The sequence below is a fragment of the Desulfopila sp. IMCC35008 genome (assembly GCF_010646885.2).
Taxonomy (GTDB): Bacteria; Desulfobacterota; Desulfobulbia; order Desulfobulbales; family Desulfocapsaceae; genus Desulfopila.
Genome location: NZ_CP050700.1, coordinates 1,157,227 through 1,178,648, shown reverse-complemented (window position 1 = coordinate 1,178,648; position 21,422 = coordinate 1,157,227). Strand labels below are relative to the sequence as shown.

Annotated in this window: 20 protein-coding genes; 13 read left to right on the top strand and 7 right to left on the bottom strand. The window is 48.5% G+C overall.

Translation table 11 applies throughout. The annotated features are described in order from the left end of the window. Positions 1 to 4: 4 nt before the first annotated feature. On the bottom strand, positions 5 to 190 hold the full coding sequence (locus GA520_RS05355; protein ID WP_163339585.1) for a hypothetical protein: 186 nt from the start codon (positions 188 to 190) through the stop codon (positions 5 to 7). 322 nt (positions 191 to 512) lie between these two features. On the opposite strand from GA520_RS05355, the gene GA520_RS05350 reads away from it, so the two are divergent. From GA520_RS05350 to GA520_RS05325, 6 genes are all read left to right on the top strand, one after another. Next, on the top strand, positions 513 to 905 hold the full coding sequence (locus GA520_RS05350) for a hypothetical protein (protein ID WP_163339586.1): 393 nt from the start codon (positions 513 to 515) through the stop codon (positions 903 to 905). Between the two features lie 133 nt (positions 906 to 1,038). Then, positions 1,039 to 1,290 (top strand): hypothetical protein, encoded by a 252-nt coding sequence (locus GA520_RS05345; RefSeq protein ID WP_240910216.1) that lies wholly within the window; start codon positions 1,039 to 1,041, stop codon positions 1,288 to 1,290. 211 nt (positions 1,291 to 1,501) lie between these two features. Then, positions 1,502 to 1,693, top strand: coding sequence for a hypothetical protein (locus GA520_RS05340; protein ID WP_163339587.1), 192 nt, complete (start codon positions 1,502 to 1,504; stop codon positions 1,691 to 1,693). A 240-nt stretch (positions 1,694 to 1,933) separates the two neighbouring features. Further along, positions 1,934 to 3,793, top strand: a complete 1,860-nt coding sequence (locus tag GA520_RS05335; RefSeq protein ID WP_163339588.1) for a fructose-bisphosphatase class III — start codon at positions 1,934 to 1,936, stop codon at positions 3,791 to 3,793. Beyond that, the gene (locus GA520_RS05330) at positions 3,774 to 4,745 is read left to right on the top strand and encodes a fructose-bisphosphatase class II family protein (protein WP_240910217.1); all 972 of its coding nucleotides are present in this window, start codon (positions 3,774 to 3,776) and stop codon (positions 4,743 to 4,745) included. The genes GA520_RS05335 and GA520_RS05330 overlap by 20 nt, the downstream gene beginning before the upstream one ends. A 282-nt stretch (positions 4,746 to 5,027) precedes the next feature. Next, positions 5,028 to 5,687: an NAD(P)/FAD-dependent oxidoreductase gene (locus GA520_RS05325; protein ID WP_163339589.1), complete on the top strand. Its 660-nt coding sequence runs from the start codon at positions 5,028 to 5,030 to the stop codon at positions 5,685 to 5,687. A gap of 70 nt (positions 5,688 to 5,757) precedes the next feature. Here the strand turns inward: GA520_RS05325 and GA520_RS05320 are convergent, their stop codons facing one another. Then, positions 5,758 to 7,380, bottom strand: a complete 1,623-nt coding sequence (locus GA520_RS05320) for a tetratricopeptide repeat-containing diguanylate cyclase (RefSeq protein ID WP_163339590.1) — start codon at positions 7,378 to 7,380, stop codon at positions 5,758 to 5,760. A gap of 501 nt (positions 7,381 to 7,881) precedes the next feature. Here GA520_RS05320 and GA520_RS05315 point away from each other — a divergent pair. The 4 genes from GA520_RS05315 to dnaE all read left to right on the top strand — a co-directional run bounded on the left by GA520_RS05315 (position 7,882) and on the right by dnaE (position 14,580). Then, positions 7,882 to 9,009 (top strand): OmpA family protein, encoded by a 1,128-nt coding sequence (locus tag GA520_RS05315; RefSeq protein WP_163339591.1) that lies wholly within the window; start codon positions 7,882 to 7,884, stop codon positions 9,007 to 9,009. A gap of 20 nt (positions 9,010 to 9,029) precedes the next feature. Beyond that, positions 9,030 to 9,875 carry a motility protein A gene (locus GA520_RS05310; RefSeq protein ID WP_163339592.1) on the top strand — a complete coding sequence of 282 codons (846 nt, stop codon included), beginning with the start codon at positions 9,030 to 9,032 and terminating at the stop codon, positions 9,873 to 9,875. A gap of 268 nt (positions 9,876 to 10,143) precedes the next feature. Then, on the top strand, positions 10,144 to 11,043 hold the full coding sequence (locus tag GA520_RS05305; RefSeq protein WP_205749352.1) for a pentapeptide repeat-containing protein: 900 nt from the start codon (positions 10,144 to 10,146) through the stop codon (positions 11,041 to 11,043). A gap of 3 nt (positions 11,044 to 11,046) precedes the next feature. Then, positions 11,047 to 14,580, top strand: a complete 3,534-nt coding sequence (gene dnaE, locus GA520_RS05300; protein WP_163339593.1) for a DNA polymerase III subunit alpha — start codon at positions 11,047 to 11,049, stop codon at positions 14,578 to 14,580. Here dnaE and GA520_RS05295 read toward each other — a convergent pair. The 5 genes from GA520_RS05295 to xerC are packed head-to-tail and all read right to left on the bottom strand — an operon-like array spanning position 14,577 to position 18,073. Then, positions 14,577 to 14,783: a hypothetical protein gene (locus GA520_RS05295; protein WP_163339594.1), complete on the bottom strand. Its 207-nt coding sequence runs from the start codon at positions 14,781 to 14,783 to the stop codon at positions 14,577 to 14,579. The genes dnaE and GA520_RS05295 overlap by 4 nt on opposite strands. Before the next feature lie 18 nt (positions 14,784 to 14,801). Next, positions 14,802 to 15,167 (bottom strand): hypothetical protein, encoded by a 366-nt coding sequence (locus GA520_RS05290; RefSeq protein ID WP_163339595.1) that lies wholly within the window; start codon positions 15,165 to 15,167, stop codon positions 14,802 to 14,804. 21 nt (positions 15,168 to 15,188) lie between these two features. Then, positions 15,189 to 16,607 carry an ATP-dependent protease ATPase subunit HslU gene (hslU, locus tag GA520_RS05285; RefSeq protein ID WP_163339596.1) on the bottom strand — a complete coding sequence of 473 codons (1,419 nt, stop codon included), beginning with the start codon at positions 16,605 to 16,607 and terminating at the stop codon, positions 15,189 to 15,191. Then, positions 16,604 to 17,137 (bottom strand): ATP-dependent protease subunit HslV, encoded by a 534-nt coding sequence (hslV, locus tag GA520_RS05280; RefSeq protein ID WP_163339597.1) that lies wholly within the window; start codon positions 17,135 to 17,137, stop codon positions 16,604 to 16,606. Before hslV ends, hslU begins: the two co-directional genes overlap by 4 nt. A 27-nt stretch (positions 17,138 to 17,164) precedes the next feature. Continuing rightward, positions 17,165 to 18,073, bottom strand: a complete 909-nt coding sequence (xerC, locus tag GA520_RS05275; RefSeq protein WP_163339598.1) for a tyrosine recombinase XerC — start codon at positions 18,071 to 18,073, stop codon at positions 17,165 to 17,167. Between the two features lie 154 nt (positions 18,074 to 18,227). Here xerC and GA520_RS05270 point away from each other — a divergent pair, with 154 nt between their 5' ends. From GA520_RS05270 to dxs, 3 genes are all read left to right on the top strand, one after another. Then, entirely contained in the window at positions 18,228 to 18,461 is a 234-nt protein-coding gene (locus GA520_RS05270) for an exodeoxyribonuclease VII small subunit (RefSeq protein ID WP_163339599.1), read from the top strand. Beyond that, a complete protein-coding gene (locus tag GA520_RS05265) occupies positions 18,451 to 19,347 on the top strand; it encodes a polyprenyl synthetase family protein (RefSeq protein WP_163339600.1) in 897 nt (298 codons plus the stop codon). Before GA520_RS05270 ends, GA520_RS05265 begins: the two co-directional genes overlap by 11 nt. 129 nt (positions 19,348 to 19,476) lie before the next feature. Further along, positions 19,477 to 21,399, top strand: a complete 1,923-nt coding sequence (gene dxs / locus GA520_RS05260; RefSeq protein WP_163339601.1) for a 1-deoxy-D-xylulose-5-phosphate synthase — start codon at positions 19,477 to 19,479, stop codon at positions 21,397 to 21,399. Positions 21,400 to 21,422 lie beyond the last annotated feature (23 nt).

Sequence of the window (21,422 nt, the reverse complement as noted above, 5' to 3'; positions counted from 1 at the left end):
TCATTCAGGCCAACCCGTTCGACTCCCAGGATTGCTTCAGGTTCAGGGCTTTCACCAGGTATTCCTCCCAGTGCTCTGTTGACATTTTTTCGCCAAATTCCTGTTGATATTGATCGGTTATCTGTTTTTTTACTTTACTGCTCGTAACATCCCACTCGATGTACAAATCCTTTCGCTGCTTATCAGTCATACGTAATGTACTCCTCATGAATATATAATAATTCTAATGTACCCCGGTTATCTTACAAACTTCATACAAACCTTTTTCAGAAACTCTTATCGACCCGCCTCCCAGCTATTTTTTGCCATTTCCCGCCAGAAAATTGTTCATCCACGCCACTCCTCCCCATCGCCACGAATCCTCTTAGTGCCCACAGTAGTCAGAAGAAAAAAAGCGACATAGTCAGACGAGAGATTGGCGTAAACAGGCAAGAAAGAAATTAATTAAATACTTAGGCTGGTCTGTGCTGGTTTTATGACGGGAAGAAACAAGAAACAACAAGAATTCACAAATGATTATGGACTATCACTACACTCTTTATAAGGACCATCTTGAAGTTCAGATATGCGGCAATTTTGTCATACAGGAAGCAATCAACAAATTTTCGATTCTGCTTGAATACTGTCGGGATACTGACTGTCGAAAAGTACTCATTGATTACAGCCAGGTTAGCAACATGCCCAGCGGCACATTACGACATCTTTACCAATTCAGCATTGAGGACAAATACAGCAGGTATATGCTGGAGTTCAATAAAAGTATATCCTTCGCAAGCATTCATACGATACTTACTGCTGAGAGGACTGATACCAAAAATGACACCCTCCTGTTCAGCATGAGAAATCGATCATTCAAAACTCTGGAGGAGGCACGAAACTGGCTAAAAGTGAAATCAGACCAATAATCTGCCCCCTCACATGGGAAACAAAACACAACAAGCTGCTGACATGATTTTAAAATACTGGTAGTCTCCCTGTAACAAAGAACTAATCAGCATAACAGGGAACATAGTTGTTTCCAGACATGCCAAGGAGGAGATGATGAAGAAGATCATAGTGATGCTTGTCATTGCATTAGCAGCAGGATACGGATTCTTGGGTTACCACTTCATACTTTTTGACGACAGCCTGAAAATCCTCAAAAAAACAGGGGTCCGTTATGAAAACACAGTCGTCGACGCCCGGGGCACCAAGAAGCTTGAAATCTTGCTCAAACCGGATTTGCTCGAGGCGGGAATCCAGGACCTCGTAAAACAACTGGACACAGCCGCAGAAAAGGCCCAACAGTGAGGAATTACCTATTAACTCAAATCATGACGGGAACCTGGACGTCCCGTTATGATCAAGAAAGCCGCGTATTCTCATTTTTCAGCAACGATTTTTCCCTATCTCTCTCACGCGTTCTTGAGGCAAAAAGAAAAATTACGAAGTTGCCCACACCTTTAAAACTGTGATATTCTTGATGCAAGGTTTCCCGCCAACATAAACAAGGAGATCCTCAATGACACAAAAGATTATCACGGTCAAAATGAAGGAAGAATTCAGAACATGCCCGACGTGCGGGTACAGAGACGGCTTTCATTCAATGTTCCGTCAAGACGGTGATACGACCAAGTGGCTGCTTATCTGCCCTTCTTGTCACGACGCCTTTGATATAGGGCTTACTGCCAACCGAAACGGCAGCAGTGAATAAGCCTGTTCAAGCCCCCGCTAAAGGCCTCAAGGAATGACTGGTACATTGATTTATCTATAAAAAATCAATTTGCCCCATCTCAATGCTATGCTACAATAGAGTGTTGTACCGGTAAGAAATCTGGTCTGAATACTACACAGAAGTCAATGCCAGGCAATCATCCAGCTACTGCTTCTCCACCGACTGTTTATGGAGACCGTGGAAGCATGACAGAAATTCAGGAGATACGGAGTAGAGCGCATGCCATCCCGCCCCAAAAACAAACCTCAAAAACTTAGCAAACAGCAGACTTCCCCTGTGAGGGTTGGTGAAATTGATAAACTGGCAAACGAGATGCTGCAACTGGAAACAGCCCTCAATGCCAATATCCCAACGACCCTCTGGATCAGCGACCTGCACGGTGAAGGCGATAGGTTCAAATCGATCCTCCGCGGACGGTTCGGGGTATTGTACCAGACCTGTCGCGAAGCTTTGCCTAACACCTTCAGCCCTGAGAAAATCCAGTATCTGGTAAAAATAATCCGCCGCAAAGAGTATTTTCGGGATGATCTTGTTTATATGGACATGCAGGACGTTATCCTCTGTCTTGTTGAAGTACTGAAATATAAAATCACCAACATCGGCTACCAGATAAACGAAATCCTCAAACCCGAATTCAGGGATCCCATCAGCAGACTCCTCTCCGGGCTCACGGTACCAGACCCGGTTTTCGAGGAGGATATAATATCCAAAAGGTTAATTTCCCACCTTTCTTATGCTATCAGCCAGGTGCTACTGGACCGGATCCAGGTTCTTGGCGATATATTTGACCGGGGTCCTCAACCGGATAAAATAATCCGTATCCTCTCTTCACCGGCATATAACCGAATTGTTGACTATGTCTACGGGAACCACGACATTTTATGGATGGGTGCCGCCTCTGGCAATCTCTCCCTTATTGCGGAAGCTCTTCGTATTACCAGCCGCTACGATCACTTTGAATTAATGGACCGGCTTCATTTCGACACCACGAAACTCGCCGAATTTGCCGAACGAACGTATCCTGCAGAAAAAGCCACTGGCAAGTTTAAGGCCAAGACTGATCGCGGTCGCTCCATGGAAAAGGCTTTGGCAATCATCCAGTTCAAGCTCGAAGAACGAACAATAATGGAGAATCCCGCCTATGATATGAGTTCACGATTGTGGCTCGACCGGCTGGCTGCAATGCTGAAAGAGGGAAAAACAGAAGGACTTAACGACACTCACTTTCCCACCCTCGACCTTGATAATCCGCAGGCCCTCACAGAAGAGGAACATGCCATCATCGACGATCTATCCAGACAATTCGCATCAAACAGCAAAATGAAGCGGTTGTTAGGATTCTTTTTCACCAGGGGTAACACCTATCACATCCACTCCAACACCCTCAACATACACGCCCTGGTGCCCTCCACTGCCAATGGAGAGTTTGAAGAGTTCATGGGCCGCAAGGGAAAGTACCTGCTCGATCACATCCAGGAGACAATCCGCAAGGTTGGCGAAAAATACATCGAGGGGACACCGCAAAGCCAGCATGACCAAGACCTGTTCTTCTACCTCTGGTGCGGACCGAAATCACCGTTTTTTGGCAAACATGCCATGAAAACTTTTGAAAGATATTTCCTCATCGACAAGGAAACCCATGTAGAACGAACACTGTTCTGGAAGGACAACATGCAGACCGACGCCTTCAAGAAGAAGATGCTGAAGGAATTTGGTGTTCACCGGGTTGTTTTCGGTCACACCCCGGTAAACTACATGAAAGGCGCCCGCATGGCCAGCGAAGATGGCGTGGCCATCAATGTCGACGGCGGTTTTGCGGAAGCATACTATAACCGTGGGCACTCCCTGGTTCACACCCCGCACCAGCTTTACGGTATTATCCTCCCGACACCCGATGAAATCAAGGAAGCAGAAAGAAAACTGGAAGCGGCACCCCTCGATATCGAGCTGATTGACGAATTCCGGCAGCCAATGAAAATGAAAGATACAATTGAGGGCCAGAATCTCAAAGTGCAGCGCGATGCCATAATGAATCAAATCCGGGAACTTACGGCCCTTCATGATACAAACATCAAATAAAGATATGGACACTAATTACGGAATGGAAATGGTCAGGGCGACCGAAATCGCCGCACTGACGGCCGCACGTCTTCAGGGACTTGGAAATGATGAGGAAATCCTTAATAAAACCCGTGCTGCCATCGTCAAGACCCTCAACAGAATTAACATCGAGGGGACGGTCATCAACGATCGTTTCAAGAGGCGGGAAGGCATCGTCCAGCTCCCCGCCACCATTGGCGGCGGCGGCCCAAAGACTGATGTCATGGCGATCGCCCTGGAAGGATATCACTCCGCAGCAGACGGCCGCAACAATGTCACCTCTTTTGCTGTGATAGCTCAGGAAGATGCAATCCAGTCTGTGCCAAACCTGTTAATGTACAAACTGGTTGTCGGACCGGAAGTGGGCAATGTTATCGATATCAACCAACCACCTATTGTCAATGTCAAACGAACAGCCAGAGCCCTCAGGAAATATACCGAAAACGTGACAGTGTGTATATTGAACCAGGCACGGCACCATCAATTAATCCACGAAGTACGCAGTTGCGGAGCGCGCATCAAGCTCATTGAGGAAGGCGAAATATCCGGCTGTCTGGCAGCAATTTCCGGTAAAAAGGCCGATATCTACATGGGGTACGGCTATGCCCCGGAAGGTACAATGGCTGCAGCGGCTATCAGCTGCATGGGTGGTTATTTCGAAGGTAAAATATTTTACGAAAACGACCGTGATAAATCAATGGGCAAGGAGCACGGCATAACTGATTTCGAAAAAATCTTCAGGGTCCAGGATCTCATCCGCTCAAAGGAGGTGGCCATTGCTGCAACAGGCATCACCGACGGCGAGTTCCTTGAAGGAGTCCGCTTCACATCCAACGGTGCAATCACCAGCTCGTTTATTGCCCGGGGTAAAACACATACCTACAGAAAACTGGAAACACGACACTTTTTCGATTACAAACCTGTATTTTAACCTGTCTGACAGAAAATGTGCTCCTGCCAGGAGGTTGTCCGAGAATAGACATTTTTTCTAAGACCGAAGCATTTTAGAAAAAAAAGAGCAGGCATACGACTGATATTCGGAACATTATTTTGATTAAATAAACGAAAAGCTGGGGAGCAAGAAAGCAGAAGCTTAAAGTAACAGGTGGAACGTGAATGGACACCAGCCCTCTTATTCAACCAATGTCGTTTTTCCCGGAAACGGCACTTATACTACTATATGAAACCTGTTGAGAAATAACGGAGAGAAAACATGCCAAAAGTTGAACCACCCAAAGGAGCGATCTTACAACGCGATAAAGAAACGTACGCCATTGTTCCCCGCATTCCGGCCGGGCTCCTTCCCCGAAAAGACCTGAAAGCCATAACAGCTGTGGTAGAAAAATACGACATCCCGATCGTCAAAGTAACTTCAGGTCACAGGATAGCACTGGTCGGTATGACCCAGGACCAGATTGAACCCATATACAAAGACCTGGATATGGATCCGGGTAAAGCGGTCGAACTCTGCCTGCACTATGTCCAGGCTTGCCCTGGCACCGAGGTTTGCCAGTTCGGGATTCAGGACTCACTCGGAATGGGCCTGAAACTTGAAGAAGCTTTTGCGGGGATAGATATGCCAGCCAAGTTTAAGGTCGGTGTCTCAGGCTGTCCGTTCTGTTGTGCCGAAAACTTCGTACGAGACCTGGGACTGATGGGCAAAAAGAAAGGCTGGACCCTTAGTTTCGGGGGAAACTCGGGTAGAAAGGTACGGGCAGGAGACATCATTGCTGAAGACATCAGCGATGACGAGGCGGTCGAAATGGCACGTAAACTCGTCACCTATTACGCTGAACACGCCCGCAAGAAGGAAAGGACCTCAACATTTGTCACCCGGCATACCATCGAAAAAATAATTACCGAGGCTCTTTAAGCCGGATTTTCCATCCCTAGGTATCCCCTGCCAAAGTTGTCAAACACTATTGGGCCAGGGGATAGTCATGTCAGATCTGTTTAGGCCTAGCACAAGAAACCGACCGATAAAAAACATGGGTGTTTTTTCCTTTCAGTTTTGCTGCATACATCGCTTTGTCTGCTTTAATTAGAAGTCCTTCGATATCTTCATCATCATCGGGAAAAAGGCTGATACCAATACTGGCTCCCAGATTGCATTGATGTGCTCCCACCTGAAAATCCTGCTGAAAACGTTCACTAATTTTACCAGCAATGGCATTGAGGTACTGGGAATCTTCCAGTTCCGATACCAGAATCACAAACTCATCTCCCCCGAACCGGGCGACGACATCACTCTTCCTGAGAACCTGGATCAATCGCTCCCCTACCTCTTTTAAGACATAATCTCCAGCCCTGTGCCCGAACCTGTCATTAACCGGTTTAAAATTATCCAGATCAATAAACAATACCGCTATTTTCTGATCATACCGAAGCGCAGAATTCATAGAGGACTTCAGGATTTCCATAAAAAGCCTCCGATTGGGGAGGCCTGTGAGGTTATCATGATTGGCCAGGTTCATGATTTTGCGATTGGCTTCTTCAAGTTCCTCATTTTTGAGCCTGTAGATCTCTGCTTGCTGCTGTTTTTGCTCGAGTTTATGTTCAAACTCCAGACTTTTCAGCTTCAATTCAGCCTTCATCAGGTTATACTCTTTTTCTGCCGAATTGTATTTCTTCAAGAACTCCAATGCGTTAGCATAATCTCCATTCTCTTCATACATGGTGCTCAGGTTTTCATAGCACCGACACTGAAACCGACCGATATCTTTCTTTACGGCCAGAGCCAGAGCCTGATTAATATAACTAAAAGATTTATCAACATGCCCCTGGCTTAGATTAAGCACACCCAGTTCATACAGGTTTTCCGTTTCAATTTTGACATTCCCAAGTTTCTTCGAGATTTCAAGACTCTTCTTGAAATCAGTTTCTGCTTGTCTATATTGCTCCCGATGGCGGTTCAGAATACCCTGGGTCGTTAAAAGTTCGGATTCAAAATGAGTATCCTTGGCTTTCCTGGCCCTGGTAAATGCCCCATTGAGATATATGCCCGCCTTATCATACTCACCAGTCTTGATATAATAGTGACCGATACACTTGGAGGCAGTGTAGAAACCCGTATTATTGATCTCCGGATTGTTCAGTGCTTCTGTAAAATAATCAAAGGCCTGGTCTATTTTGCCCAACTCATTAAAAACCAGACCGATATTGGCAAGAGCAGAAGCTTCTCGTTCCTGCAAATTTTTCTTCTTGGCCAGCTTCAGGCTTTTCAGGAAATAAGGAAGTGCATGGTCATAATTCCCCATGTCCATATGCATCACCCCGAGAGCATTCACGGCCTTCAACCTTCCATATTCATCACCGATAAGCTTGTACTGTTCAGGAAGGTCCTTTAAGAGAGGAAACACCAGATCAAACTCACATTTGTGAATATGATACCAGGCCTTGTGAAACAAGGAATCTAGCACACCTTTGGTATAACCAGCTTTCTCCGAGAAAACCCGTGTCTCTTCACAGAGAGCGAGCGCCCGTTCCATGTCATGAGCCAGGATATTCATGAATTTGGTACTGCTGGCTTCCAGTGTCTGAATCTGGTCAAAATTAATAATCTTCAAAACACCACCTGAATTTTGGAAATATAGAAAGTGTGAGGATAGCGTAATTTGAAATGTTTTTTAAGACTTTTGTAGAACAATTTTATTGCTTTCATAAAAGTCGTAGAATTACCATTTTTGTTCAGATCAAGGCAAACGCGAAAAATTATCGCCGCCGGCATAGAGTTACTATTCTGAGAACAATTTTTCGCGTTTAACGAAGATATGGGCGGAAAGTGCATTCTCGGACAGCATCCTGGAGAAACAGTCTTTCCATACACACCTTTCACGCTGTCATTGTTATGACGGAAAAATGTACAGATGTCTTGAGCATAGTAATATTTTGCGACCTCAACAGGTATGCGTCTGTTCGCCTGCAGGTAGAGAGACGATAGCAAAAATCCATCCCCCCGGATACGATTCGGCGCCCCACTCATCATTTCATTACTATTGAATTTTCATAACCTGCCGATAAGAGATACAGAGAATGACAAAATAATTTTTCTTATCGACAGGTAAAACATGTACCAACCGGACATCCCTTTACAACAAGTTCAGGACGAAGTACCCCAGCAATTAGCCAGGGCGAAATATGTATCCATCGAACGAAGGTCATCCTATGACACGGTTTTTATGGTTGATGACAGCCCGTTTCAGTCCGCTATGCCTCGTCCGACCCACTGGTCCATAGCCTGGTCGGATCTGATGATGACCATGTTCATCCTGTTTCTTTCCATGTTTGTTTACCAGACAGCCAATATGGAATTCCTGACCGAGAAGAAACCTGAAGTCATTGGCGGCGACACCACGGAAGCCCTTAACTCAGATGTGTTCTCTGATAACGGCTTACCATTCGCCCCGATCTCGCCCGCACTTCCGCTGATGACCAGTGGTACAATCCAGAAAGTCGAATCTGTAACCCTTCAGGATATTGATATTGATCAGGTCTATCCGGCAGGGACAGAGGAATTGATATATACAGAAGCTATCGAACAGGAACCTGAAGTCATTGAATCAGTGTCGGTTGAGGAACAAATAGTAGAAAATTCAAGAGCATTTCTTGTGGCCCCCCCCCCGGTCGCCCCCACGACCCAGAAGGATCCACAGGAGATAATCGAGCCGCGTCCGCTTACAGCTGAATTTTCAGGGCCACCCCAGAACCAGTTAAATGATATGTACCGGTTGTCTCAAGAGGCACTGGCCACTAACAACCTGGATAAATTTGCTTCGCTTGATCTGGTGCCGGATAAAACAATGCGTATCATACTCACCGGGGATCTGCTCTTTTCCCCCGGACAGGCGGATCTTGGATATGATTCTGTCACTTCCCTGCAAAAAGTTGCTGCAGTTATTAAAAAAACTCCGTATATGATTAATATCGTCGGTCATACCGACAATGTTCCCATGCATTCGGATCGTTATGCCAGCAACTGGGAACTGTCACTGGCAAGAGCAAGTACTGTCGCCCGATTCCTCATTGAGGAGATGGGCATGAACCCGAGCCAGTTTGTGGTGAGTGGATACTCCTCTTTCAGGCCGCTTCAACCCAACATAAACGAGAAAAACCGGGCAAAAAACCGACGGGTAGAAATTATCATCAGCAAGCGACTGCCCAAACCGGTCCCCGCTACAGCAGCAACCCTTGAATAGGAAGATACCTGCACACCTCTATGAAACGGCAAAACATAACCGGGTTTATCCTCTGTGTCGCCCTGTTCGGACTCGGCTTCTTTTTAAACGGCAACCTCAATCTCTATTTCAATCTTTCTGGTCTGCTCATTGTCTTCGGGGGAACATTCGGGGCCACCCTGCTCAGTTTCAAGACGGCGCAATTGGCTATTGTTCGCAAGGTTCTCTGGTCTTCCTACAACCGACCTGTAAATAATGAAACGGAGATCATAAACATCCTGATCGATCTCTCCATCCGTTCCCGCGCCGATGGCATCCTCACCTTGCAACAACATGAAAATAAAACCACGGTCTACTTTCTCAGGAGAGCGCTGGGTTGCCTGGTGGATGGTTATAAGCCGGAACAAATACGGGACATCCTCAATACCGAGATGTATTTCTTCAGGTTACGCCGTGAAGACTCCGAACGTGTTCTCCGATCCATCGCCGAATTTTTCCCATCTTTTGGAATCATTGGTTCAGTAGTCGGCCTTATCACAATGCTGGGTGGCATCGGCGACACCTCCACCATACTACGTGCCATCCCGATCGCCCTTACCTCTACCCTGTACGGGCTCATTTTTTCCAATTTCTTTTTCCTGCCTTTCGCAGCAAATCTCAAGGAGAGAACCAATCACGAACTCCTGCTTCAGAAAATTATTATGGAAGGTGTGATATCCATCCAATCGGAAATGAACCCGGTCATCCTGAAAACCAAGCTCGAATCATTTCTCACCCCTTCAGACCGTGAAACAAAACTGGTATCCTACGAGAAGATCAGGGAACGATTCAAGATTGAGAAAGAACAGGTAAAGGACAAGGCCTTCGACCTCTACCTCGATGACTGACCTGGATTTGTCATGAACATGGAATCAATTTGATTCTGCATCGGCGCCCTATAGTTTGACTAAAAATCCTGACACGCTCATCTTTTTTTTCAACGCACAAGTCTACTGTTTGTAAAGGTTGGCGCTGACAATCTATTTTTCCCCCTCGTTCACTCTCTCTTTCCCATGCAATATCGATCCGGTTATGCTATTACTGATCAGGTAATTGTGATTCATTCCCAGCCCTGAAACTACCACCTCGAAATTCTTTTTACATAAGGATTTACTAATGTTACGACACTATATCCTTCTCTTTTCCGCACTGACCCTGTTGTCTGCCGGATGTGCCGTAAATAGCCGGACACAGATGGAAGCAAATGGGATCAGCGCTCTCTCTGCCGAAGAAATATACACTCTCCTGGCGGACAGAACTCTGCACCTGACATCAATGGATTTTGACGGGAAAATTTTATTCCTTCAGAACGGCTCCCTCTCCGCCCATAACAGGGACAACCAAAAAGACAGTGGTGAATGGGATATCACGACAGATAGTGAGCTCTGCATTGAATTTCGTACCTGGTTTTATGGGGATCGGCATTGCTATACCCTCTTTCCCGACAGCAAGGAAAACAGTTACATATTCTTTTCCGCCAACGGTGCCCGTTCTTATAGCGCCGTTCAACTGCGCACCACCCCTGAAGGCCTCAGACCTCAAAAGAAGAAGAAAAAAGAATCATACCTGAAACAAAAAAACAGCCCCGCTCAACCGCCCGAACAAGTGACTTCAGCGGTACAGGCACAGCCACGCCAGCAGCCTCCTGGCCCACTGCCCAGCAAAGAGGAGATGAAACACCTCCTGGTAAAAACCGCACGCAACTGCCCGGAATGTAATCTGGCAGGTGCGGACCTGAGTCGGGCTAATCTGGTAGAGGCAAACCTGGCAGGCGCGGACCTCTCCGGTGCCAATTTGCGCGGAGCAAACCTGCGCAGGGCAAACCTGGCAGGTGCGAACCTGAACCGGGCCAACCTCACTCTGGCCAATCTGCCAGGAGCAAACCTCCGAGGCTGCAACCTGGAAAACGCCGATTTCACCAAAGCGAACCTCATTAAGGCCGATTTCACACAAGCCCGCACTGAAGGTGCGGTGTTCAATACAACACATCTCGAAGGAACCATAGGACTCAAGTAAATTATGTCAGCAGCCGGTTTTACCCACCTTCACGTTCATACCCAGTACAGTCTTCTTGACGGTGCCATCAGACTTCCCGACCTCCTTGAGAAATGTAAGGAATACGGGATGGACAGCGTCGCAATGACCGACCACGGCGCCATGTTCGGAGCGCTCGAGTTTTATACCAAGGCCAAAAAGGCGGATATAAAACCGCTGGTCGGCTGTGAGCTCTATATTGCTCCAAAAAGCAGGAAAGACAAAAAACAGATAGATGGGCAGATCGCATACCATATCGTGCTGTTGGCCATGAATTATACAGGCTACCAGAACCTGATGAAAATGGCGAGTATCGCCCAGCATGAAGGTTTTTATTATAAGCCGAGAATTGATAAAGAGGTATTGCGCGAAAACAACGAGGGTATTATCGCCCTCACAGCTTGTCTGCACGGGGAAATCCCCTACCTCATCGGCCAGAAAAACATGGACGGCGCCCGTGCAAAAACCCAGGAACTGCTCGACATCTTCGGTGACCGACTCTATTTCGAGATTCAGGAAAACGGCATTCCCGAGCAGACCCCCGTAAACGAAGGTTTGATTGAGCTCAGCAAGGAGTTCGGTATCAAGGTCGTCGCCACAAACGACTGCCACTATCTAAACCGTGAAGAGGCGCATGCCCACGAGGTGCTCCTGTGCATTCAGACAGGTAAGACCATCAACGATCCAAAGCGGTTTCGCTTCTCCACAGATGAATTTTATTTTAAATCTCCGGATGAAATGAGGAAGAGCTTCTCATACTTTCCGGAGGCCGTTGCCAATACCCAGGAAATTGTAGACCGTTGCAACCTGGAAATAGATCTCGGCCAGTACTATTTCCCCGACTTCCCCGTAGAGGAAGGTGAAACTCTTGACTCGATGTTCATTGCCGCCTGTAAGGAAGGATTGCAAAAGCGGTTTGCCAAAATGCGTGAGGCCGGCACACTTTCACCCGAACTGGAAAAGCAATATGAAGCACGGCTGGATATGGAGATTGATGTCATCATCACCATGGGATTTCCAGGTTACTTTCTCATCGTGGCCGACTTTATCAACTGGGCCCTGGATCATGATATTCCTGTCGGACCCGGCAGAGGGTCAGGTGCAGGATCACTGGCAGCTTACTGCATGGCCATCACCCACATCGACCCAATCCCCCATGGCCTGATCTTTGAACGATTCCTTAATATCGAACGAAAATCCATGCCGGACTTCGATATCGATTTCTGTATGGACCGCCGTGGAGAGGTGATTGACTACGTACGAGGCAAATACGGCGGTCCTCGCCATGTTGCCCAGATCGTCACCTACGGAACCATGAAGGCACGTGGCGTTATCCGTGATGTGGGGCGGGCCCTGGATATCCCGTTTGGCGAAGTGGACAAGATTGCCAAACTGGTACCGGATCAATTGAAGATGACTATCAAAAAAGCACTTCAGGAGGAACCGAAACTCCAGGAGGCTGCCGATTACGATCCGAGAATCCAGGAGCTGCTCACCGTATCCAAAACTCTTGAAGGACTGGCCAGACATACCGGTATCCATGCCGCAGGGGTTGTTGTCTCTCCGGGCCCGATGACCCAGTTTCTGCCTACATGCCGTGGCCATAACGAGGAAACAGTCACCCAGTATGACATGAAACATACTGAAATGACCGGACTTATAAAATTTGATTTCCTTGGCTTGAAAACACTCACCGTTATCGACAAGGCGGTCAAGCATATCAAGTCGGATATTGGCAGGGATCTCGATATCTCGACCATTCCCCTGGACGATCAAAAGACCTTTAAACTCCTCTGCGACGGCGATGCCCTTGGTGTGTTTCAGCTGGAAAGTTCCGGCATGCGTGAGCTCCTGGTGAAGATGGCACCCGAACAGTTCAGTGACCTGGTCGCTCTTGTTGCCCTCTACCGTCCCGGCCCACTTGACTCCGGTATGGTGGATGATTTTGTGGAAACAAAACACGGCCGGGCCACCGCCAACTACCCACTGCCCCAGATAAAATCAGTTCTTGAAGAAACCTACGGCGTCATTGTCTACCAGGAACAGGTTATGAAAATTGCCAACATCCTGGCAAGTTATTCCCTTGGAGATGCTGATATTCTGCGACGTGCCATGGGTAAAAAAATACCCGAGGTGATGGACCAGGAAAAGGTCAAGTTCATGAAAGGGGCATTAAAGAATGAAGTCCCCGAGGACAAAGCGGAATATATCTTTGACCTGATGGCAAAATTTGCCGGCTACGGTTTCAACAAATCTCATTCTGCAGCCTATGCCCTGGTCTCCTACCAGACTGCCTACCTGAAAGCGCACTATCCGGCTCAATTCATGGCCGCCCTGCTCTCCTGCGATATGACCAACACCGACAAGGTGGTCAACTATATCAATGAGTGCCGGGAACATAACATTGAGGTACTGCCCCCAGATGTAAACGAGAGTTTCAAAGACTTCACCGTCATAGACGACCGGGTTCGCTTTGGCCTTGCAGCAGTAAAAAACGTGGGTGAATCGGCACTGGATTCGATCATTGAAGAGCGGGAGAAGAACGGTAAATTCACCTCACTCTCAAATTTTTGCAACCGGGTCGATTCACGCAGAGTCAATTCCAGGGTAATTGAGGCATTGATCAAGTCCGGCTCACTTGATTCATTCGGTTACAAGCGCTCACAATACATGGCAGTTCTGGATACGGCCATGGAACAGGCAAAGGCTGTCCAGCGCGATCTGCAAAGCGGACAGATGTCACTCTTTTCCGTGGCTCCCCAGGCGGAAGAAAGCTCGACCGAACTCAACGAGACGGTCATGCCGGATATTCCGGAGTGGGATGAGCGCACCCGTCTTGCCCGGGAAAAAGAGACGGTCGGCTTTTATATTACAGGCCACCCGCTGGATGACGCCCTGGTCGAGATTAAGACGATTACCGATTCTGACATTCATAACCTGGAGAACTGGGGAAATGAGCAGCCGGTACGTATAGGCGGTTTGATCCGCAATTGCAAACGGCTTAAGAGCAAAAGAGGCGATCCCATGGCTTTTATCACCGTTGAGGATATCATGGAAACGGTTGAAGTCATCGTCTTCCCCGACACCTATTCACGATGTGAACAGATACTCGACTCTCCGGACCCGGTAATCATTCAGGGAACAGTCCAGCAGGATGAAAGGGGACCGAAAATAATTGCCGATTCCATAGACTACCTGCCCGAAGCCAGGGAAAAATATACTGAAAAAGTTATTATCAGGCTGGACGCAGACAAGGTGAACAGGCAACAGATTGAACAGGTAAAGAAAAAACTCTACCAGTTTCACGGTTCCTGTCCCATACTGCTAACTCTGCATTTTCCTGGACAGGGCGAAGTCGATATCGAGGTGATACGGGACCTCACAATCAAACCGTGCCGGGAACTCAGCGATCAGCTTGAAGAGGCCCTCCACTACAACCCTCTCATCTTCAAGAAGAAGACAATCACCCTGACCCCGCGTAAGAAACGATGGAATAACGGAGGCCAGAAGAAGAACTAACCAAAACTCAGCCCACATTCAGGGCAGGTTGCGGTCGTAGGCGTAAAAGAGGTGCCGCAGGCGGGACACTGTACTTCACCCGCCTGCTCATCGAAAATCGCCTGGGCCGTTGAAAGATCATGGTGGGCGAGTGCCGTCGTCTCCTGGTAGTCACGCTGCAGTATTTCCACAGCGATTCGGGCATCCTGTTCCTTAACCTCCAACTGGAGGTCCGGGCCGCCTCAGCCCTTACTGCAATTTCCCGATTCTCCGGTGAGCAGAGCCGGGATAGTATGACGAGCAAGTAGAACCTGGTACGGTTTGAGATCACGGAGCTTGCCGTTACGGATAGCAACAAGACGATCTTCCGGGCTGATCTCCATGGATCTCTCGCCGTTCATTTTTTCCTCTTCCTTAAGTGCGGCAAGTTTTTCCTTGCCGGAGATGAGGTCGACTTCGCACACATGACATTGCCTTATACCCGCTCTATACTCATCACCGCACTGAGGACAATAGAGCATTGCAGGGTCGACGTCGGGATGTGTGGTATCCACCTCCCTGGGTATCTCGTTATCCTTCTTTGCCCAACTAAAAAACTTTTTCAGCATATTTCAACTCCCAACATTTGATTACAGGATATACCTGCTGAGATCCTGATCCTCAATAATATTGGTCAATTGCTCACGGACATATGCACCGGTAACAACAAATTCCTCGTCACCTCGCTCAGAAGCATCGAAGGAGAGTGCATCCAGGACTCGCTCCAGCACAGTATGCAGCCTTCTGGCACCTATCTCCTCCATCTTCTCGTTGACATCAACAGCAATACGCGCCATCTCCTCGATACCATCTTCGGTAAAAATCAGCCTCACACCCTCGGTGGCCATGAGTGCAGTGTACTGTTTGGTGAGTGCATTTTCAGGTTCGGTCAGGATACGGATAAATTCATCCTTGCCTAGCGGGTGCAATTCAACACGAATAGGGAAACGGCCCTGCAATTCAGGAATCAAATCCGACGGTTTACTGACGTGAAATGCACCGCTGGCGATAAACAGGATATGATCCGTCTTCACCATGCCGTACTTGGTGGAAACAGTAGCCCCTTCAACAATGGGAAGTAGATCGCGCTGAACGCCTTCCCGGGAGACTTCCGGACCATGGGAACCACCACCACTTCTTGAGACGATCTTATCTATTTCATCAAGGAACACAATTCCGGACTCTTCGGTACGACGCAACGCCTCTTTTACCACGTTGTCCATGTCGACAAGGCGCTCCATCTCTTCCTTGGTCAGGGCCTCGTAGGCATCCTGGACTTTCATCTTACGTTTCTTTTTCTTACCGGGAAACATCTTAGAAAAGGCGTCCTTGAGATTTGACTGCATATCGTCCATGCCACCACCGCCGGTCGGCCCCATAACCTCAATAATGGGTATGGATTGCTGTTCCTGTTGCGAAAACTCGACCTCGCGATCATCGAGCTTGCCGTCACGGAACATCTGCCGGAACTTCTCACGGGTACTGTTCTGGTCCGGCCTCTCCTGTGTTGTTGCAGGCAGCTCATAACCCTTCATGGTAAAGGAGGTCGTGCCATCAGGTCCATTTTGGGGGGCTGACATCGGGCTGGGCGGAAGCAGAAGGTCGAGAATTTTATCCTCAGCATTAGCTTCGGCAATCCCCGATATACGGTTCTTTTCTTCCTCCTTAACCATGTTGATAGCCAACTCCACAAGATCACGGACCATCGATTCCACATCACGGCCCACATACCCGACCTCGGTGAACTTCGAGGCTTCCACCTTGATAAACGGAGACTGGGCAAGCGAGGCCAGCCGTCTTGCAATCTCGGTTTTACCCACTCCCGTGGGACCGATCATGATAATGTTTTTCGGGACGATCTCTTCCCGTAAAGGCGATTCAACCTGCCGCCTGCGCCACCTGTTTCGAAGGGCAATGGCGACGGAACGTTTCGCGTCGGCCTGGCCGATAATGTATTTATCCAGTTCAAGCAGTATTTCTTTTGGTGTCAGGGATTGATTCGGGTTCATAATTTTTCGAGCACAATAGAGGAATTGGTATAAACACAGACAGAAGCAGCAATTTCCATTGCAGTCCTGCAAATTTCTTCAGCATCGAGATCGCTCTTTCGAACCAGGGCGAGAGCTGCCGAATGTGCATAAGGACCACCGGAACCGATGGCCAGCACGCCACCATCATCCGGTTCAATTACATCACCGGTGCCGCTCAGCAGCAGGGAGTGCTCTTTGTCGACGGCGATTATCATCGCCTCAAGCCGCCGCAGCATCTTGTCCATTCGCCACTCTTTTGCCAACTCAACGGAGGCACGCATCAGGTTGCCGTTGTATTGTTCCAGCTTCTGCTCCAGTTTTCCGAACAGGGTAAAGGCATCCGCAGTCGCTCCCGCAAACCCGACAATCACCTGGTCCTTGTACAAACGCCTCACCTTCCTGGCGTTATGTTTCATGACGGTGTTACCCAAGGAAACCTGGCCGTCACCGGCAATGACAACTTCCCCTTTATGGCGTACGGTAAGAATCGTTGTTGATCTGATTTTCATTACTATTTCTTTCCTTCTTTAAGTCAATTACTTCCTGTCATCACCAAGAGGATGAGCCTTATCATACACATCCGAAAGATGATCCAGGGTCAGGTGCGTATATCGCTGGGTAGTGGACAGGCTGGCATGACCGAGCAATTCCTGCACCGATCTCAAATCTGCCCCCATTTCAAGCAGGTGGGTAGCAAAAGAGTGCCGCAAAGCATGCGGGGTTACAATCTGGGTAATACCGGCCCGCTCACCATAGGCACGCACAAACCTCTCCACGCTACGAGTTGTGAGGCGGCTACCCCTGTTGTTTAAAAACAGGGCATCGGTATCCGCCTTTTTCCCGCGTGCTGCCCTCTGTTCAAGCAACTGGCGCCGTTGCGGTAAGTATTTATTCAATGCTTCAACGGCAGGGCGACCAACCGGAACGATCCGCTCCTTGTTGCCTTTGCCCCTCACCCTAAGCACTTCTTCCTCGAAATCAAGGTCGGCAAAATCGCGCGAAACAAGTTCGGAGACACGCATCCCCGTTGAATATAACAACTCCAGCAAAGCCCGATCACGAAGCTTGAATGTGTCTCGTTCATCAGGGGCTTCGAGCAGGGCAAAGGTTTCGTCAACGGTCAGGAAAACGGGTATCGATCTGCCAACGCGTGGTCCAACAACCCCGGCCAGGGGATCACCCGTCATTAATTTATGCCGTTGGAGGTACCTGAAAAAGCTCCTGAGCGCAGAGAGTTTTCGACCTACGGTGGCACCGCTGTTTTTGCCATGGAGGGATACAACGAAACCACGTACGTCAGTTGAGGAGACCTGCCTTGCAGCCGTACCTTCAGCCAGAAAGCTTGTAAACTCGAGCAGGTCGCGCCTATACCCAGCCACAGTGTGGACCGAATACCCCCGTTCTACGGAAAGGTATCGGATAAAGAGTTCGATTGATTTTTCCATGGTAAATGTATAGTGTTGTCTGGCCTGAGTGAAAACGTGAAAGAGGGCTAATGAGGCCCGCAGGCTACCTGAGAACAACGCAGAGTAAAAACTACCCTATACATAATATCAGTCCAGTTCAATATCCTTTTTAGTAAACAGCATCCTACCCGCCATGGCCAAAAAAACATTTGAATCCGCTTTGTCTCGCCTGGAACAGATCACCGAAGAGCTCGAGGACGGTGAGCTGAGTCTTGACAAAAGCCTCAAGAAATTTGATGAAGGCATTCAGCTTGCCCACTTTTGTAACGAACAGCTTGATGAAGCACGGGCAAAGGTAGAACTCCTGCTGGAAAAAGATGGAAAACTTGAAGCCGTTCCCTTTAACGAAAGCGAAGATGAAGATTAAAGAATACTTAGCCGAACAGCGCGCCGTTGTCGAAGAAGCGATGGACGCTTTCATGCTGGCAGTCGAAGAGCCCTTTACAAAACATATCGAAGCGATGCGCTACAGCCTCTTTGCGGGAGGAAAACGAATTCGCCCCATTCTCTGTCTTGCAGCAGGTAATGCGATCGATGACTCACCCGAGATGACTGAGAAACTGCTCTCCATTTGTGTTGCACTGGAGTGTATTCACACGTACTCCCTGATCCATGACGATCTGCCGGCCATGGACGATGACCACCTGAGACGCGGGAAACCAACCAACCATATCCTCTATGGCGAAGCGGGGGCTATTCTTGCCGGCGACGGCTTGCTGACGTATGCGTTTGACCTGCTCAGCAAACCGGATATCTGTACTATCAACGCCACAGCCAGGCTGCGGATTATTTCTCTTATTGCCCAAGCCGCCGGCTCTATTGGCATGGTAGGAGGGCAAAGTCTCGATATGATTAATGAAAATAAGGAATACCCCATAGAGACCCTGCAGACCATTCATCGCCACAAAACCGGTAGCCTGATAACATGTTCTGTACTTACCGGAGCTGTCGGGGCCGGGGCAGATGAGAAACAAATTGAGGCTCTACAACAATACGGGGACAATATCGGTCTTGCTTTCCAGATAGTGGATGATCTGCTTGACGCCACCTCAACAACAGAACAGTTGGGCAAGGAGGCAGGAAGCGATGCCGAACGTGGAAAGGCAACCTATCCCGCTTTTTACGGCATAGAAAAAACCCGGCAGCTGGCTCAAGAGGCGGTAGAAAGATCAACTCGCGCCTTGTCTGGTTTTGACGATAAAGCAGAACCACTGAGAGCACTCGCCACGTATATATATACCCGCAGTCACTGATATTCCGGTTTTTTTCACCAATACACGTTTGCAGATTGTGCTATCTGTAGTAAGTTAAGGGGTTCTACATACTACAGATGACTGTTTGCCGTCTCAAAAATTGGCGGCTTTTGCTTATAGATTACGAACATGTTACCCACCTTCACAACAGAACTGGATGCACGCTTGCTGCCCAAGATCAATTCACCGGAAGATGTCAGAAAACTCTCCATTGGTGAGTTGAAACAACTTGCTCAGGAACTGCGTGACACCATTATCCACACCGTTTCCAAGACAGGGGGACACCTTGCCCCAAGTCTCGGCGTAGTCGAGTTGACCCTTGCGCTGCATTATGTGTTCAACACCCCGGAAGACAAACTGATATGGGATGTCGGGCACCAATCCTACGCCCACAAAATCATCACCGGACGCAGGGAACTTTTCGCCAGCCTCAGGCAATACAAAGGGCTCAGCGGTTTTCCAAAAAAAAATGAGAGTCCCTACGACGCTTTTGAGACCGGTCACAGCTCTACGTCCATCTCTGCTGCGCTCGGCATGACCATTTCAAAAGACCTGAAACATGACAGGAACAGGGCCATTGCTGTTATCGGCGACGGATCCATGACCGCGGGCATGGCTTTTGAGGCACTCAACCATGCAGGAGACCTGGATAAGGATCTGATCGTTATCTTAAATGATAACGAGATGTCCATCTCACCTAACGTAGGGGCAATCTCCAGCTTTTTGAGTCGCAAACTGACCGGCAAGACCATGCGTCAGGTGAAGAATCATATCGAAGAGAGGTTACAGGCCTTTTCCAATGTCGGCGACAACATCCTCAACGTACTGAAAAAAAGCGAGGGATCGTTTAAAAGTTTCTTTACACCCGGCATGCTCTTTGAAGCCTTCAAATTTGATTATATCGGACCAATACAGGGACACGAACTCGATGATCTGATATCCACCCTTCAGGTCACGCGGGACAACTATCATGGACCAACACTGGTCCACGTACTAACCACCAAGGGCAAAGGGTATAAGCCAGCTGAAAAGAACCCCGGCGCCTACCATGGGGTCGGCCCTTTCAGTATTGAGACCGGTACCATTCGCAAATCCAAGGGACCTGCCAGTTATACCCAGGTTTTTGGCCAGGCCATTTGTGATATCGCGGAACAGGACGACCGTGTGACAGCGATTTCTGCAGCCATGACGGGCGGGACAGGGCTGCTGCCTTTTGCTGAACAATATCCTGAACGTTTTTTTGACGTGGGTATCGCCGAACAGCACGCGGTAACTTTTGCCGCAGGTATGGCTGCTGAGGGACATCGTCCAGTGGTGGCCATCTATTCGACCTTTATGCAACGTGCAATGGACCAGATTATACATGACGTTTGCATCCCCAACCTGCCTGTCACCTTTGCTATCGACAGAGGCGGTGTGGTTGGTGATGACGGTCCGACTCATCATGGAGTATTTGATATTTCGTTCCTGCGCTTCATCCCTAACATGGTTATCATGACACCAAAGGATGAAGAGGAATTGCGGCATATGCTCTATACAGCCATTCGTTACGACGGCCCTACAGCGGTGCGTTACCCACGCGGTGCAGGTGAAGATATCGACCAAACAGAGGGATTCGAAGAGCTTGAAATTGGCAAAGGGGAGTTATTGGTTGAGGGCGACGACATCTTGTTGCTACCCATAGGAAACAGGGTGTACCCTGCGTTGAAAGCTGCAGAAAAACTTCAAGAAGATGGTGTTCATGCGGCGGTTATCAACCCTCGTTTTGTCAAACCTCTCGATGCGGAGTTGATCTGCACGTGGGCTGAGCATACAGGTGCCCTGATCACCATAGAAGACCACGTGACAAGTGGAGGTTTTGGCACCGGCATCCTTGAGCTGCTAAGCTCCAAAAATATCAGTTCGGTAAAAACACGTCTTCTCGGCTATCCTGATAGTTTTATCGAACACGGCCCCCAGAAAACACTGTGGAAAAACAATCATATCGATACAGCGGCTATCGTCAGGGCGAGCCTTCAGCTTCTCGACATCCCACCCAGGGACAACAGCTGAAAGATACGCTTAACCTTTTTACA

Bases quoted from the DNA above. Each gene is read 5' to 3' on its own strand.
- GA520_RS05355 (WP_163339585.1), bottom strand. From the start codon at position 190: ATGACTGATAAGCAGCGAAAGGATTTGTACATCGAGTGGGATGTTACG.
- GA520_RS05350 (WP_163339586.1), top strand. From the start codon at position 513: ATGATTATGGACTATCACTACACTCTTTATAAGGACCATCTTGAAGTT.
- GA520_RS05345 (WP_240910216.1), top strand. From the start codon at position 1,039: ATGATGAAGAAGATCATAGTGATGCTTGTCATTGCATTAGCAGCAGGA.
- GA520_RS05340 (WP_163339587.1), top strand. From the start codon at position 1,502: ATGACACAAAAGATTATCACGGTCAAAATGAAGGAAGAATTCAGAACA.
- GA520_RS05335 (WP_163339588.1), top strand. From the start codon at position 1,934: ATGCCATCCCGCCCCAAAAACAAACCTCAAAAACTTAGCAAACAGCAG.
- GA520_RS05330 (WP_240910217.1), top strand. From the start codon at position 3,774: ATGATACAAACATCAAATAAAGATATGGACACTAATTACGGAATGGAA.
- GA520_RS05325 (WP_163339589.1), top strand. From the start codon at position 5,028: ATGCCAAAAGTTGAACCACCCAAAGGAGCGATCTTACAACGCGATAAA.
- GA520_RS05315 (WP_163339591.1), top strand. From the start codon at position 7,882: ATGTACCAACCGGACATCCCTTTACAACAAGTTCAGGACGAAGTACCC.
- GA520_RS05310 (WP_163339592.1), top strand. From the start codon at position 9,030: ATGAAACGGCAAAACATAACCGGGTTTATCCTCTGTGTCGCCCTGTTC.
- GA520_RS05305 (WP_205749352.1), top strand. From the start codon at position 10,144: ATGTTACGACACTATATCCTTCTCTTTTCCGCACTGACCCTGTTGTCT.
- dnaE (WP_163339593.1), top strand. From the start codon at position 11,047: ATGTCAGCAGCCGGTTTTACCCACCTTCACGTTCATACCCAGTACAGT.
- GA520_RS05290 (WP_163339595.1), bottom strand. From the start codon at position 15,167: ATGCTGAAAAAGTTTTTTAGTTGGGCAAAGAAGGATAACGAGATACCC.
- hslU (WP_163339596.1), bottom strand. From the start codon at position 16,607: ATGAACCCGAATCAATCCCTGACACCAAAAGAAATACTGCTTGAACTG.
- hslV (WP_163339597.1), bottom strand. From the start codon at position 17,137: ATGAAAATCAGATCAACAACGATTCTTACCGTACGCCATAAAGGGGAA.
- xerC (WP_163339598.1), bottom strand. From the start codon at position 18,073: ATGGAAAAATCAATCGAACTCTTTATCCGATACCTTTCCGTAGAACGG.
- GA520_RS05270 (WP_163339599.1), top strand. From the start codon at position 18,228: ATGGCCAAAAAAACATTTGAATCCGCTTTGTCTCGCCTGGAACAGATC.
- GA520_RS05265 (WP_163339600.1), top strand. From the start codon at position 18,451: ATGAAGATTAAAGAATACTTAGCCGAACAGCGCGCCGTTGTCGAAGAA.
- dxs (WP_163339601.1), top strand. From the start codon at position 19,477: ATGTTACCCACCTTCACAACAGAACTGGATGCACGCTTGCTGCCCAAG.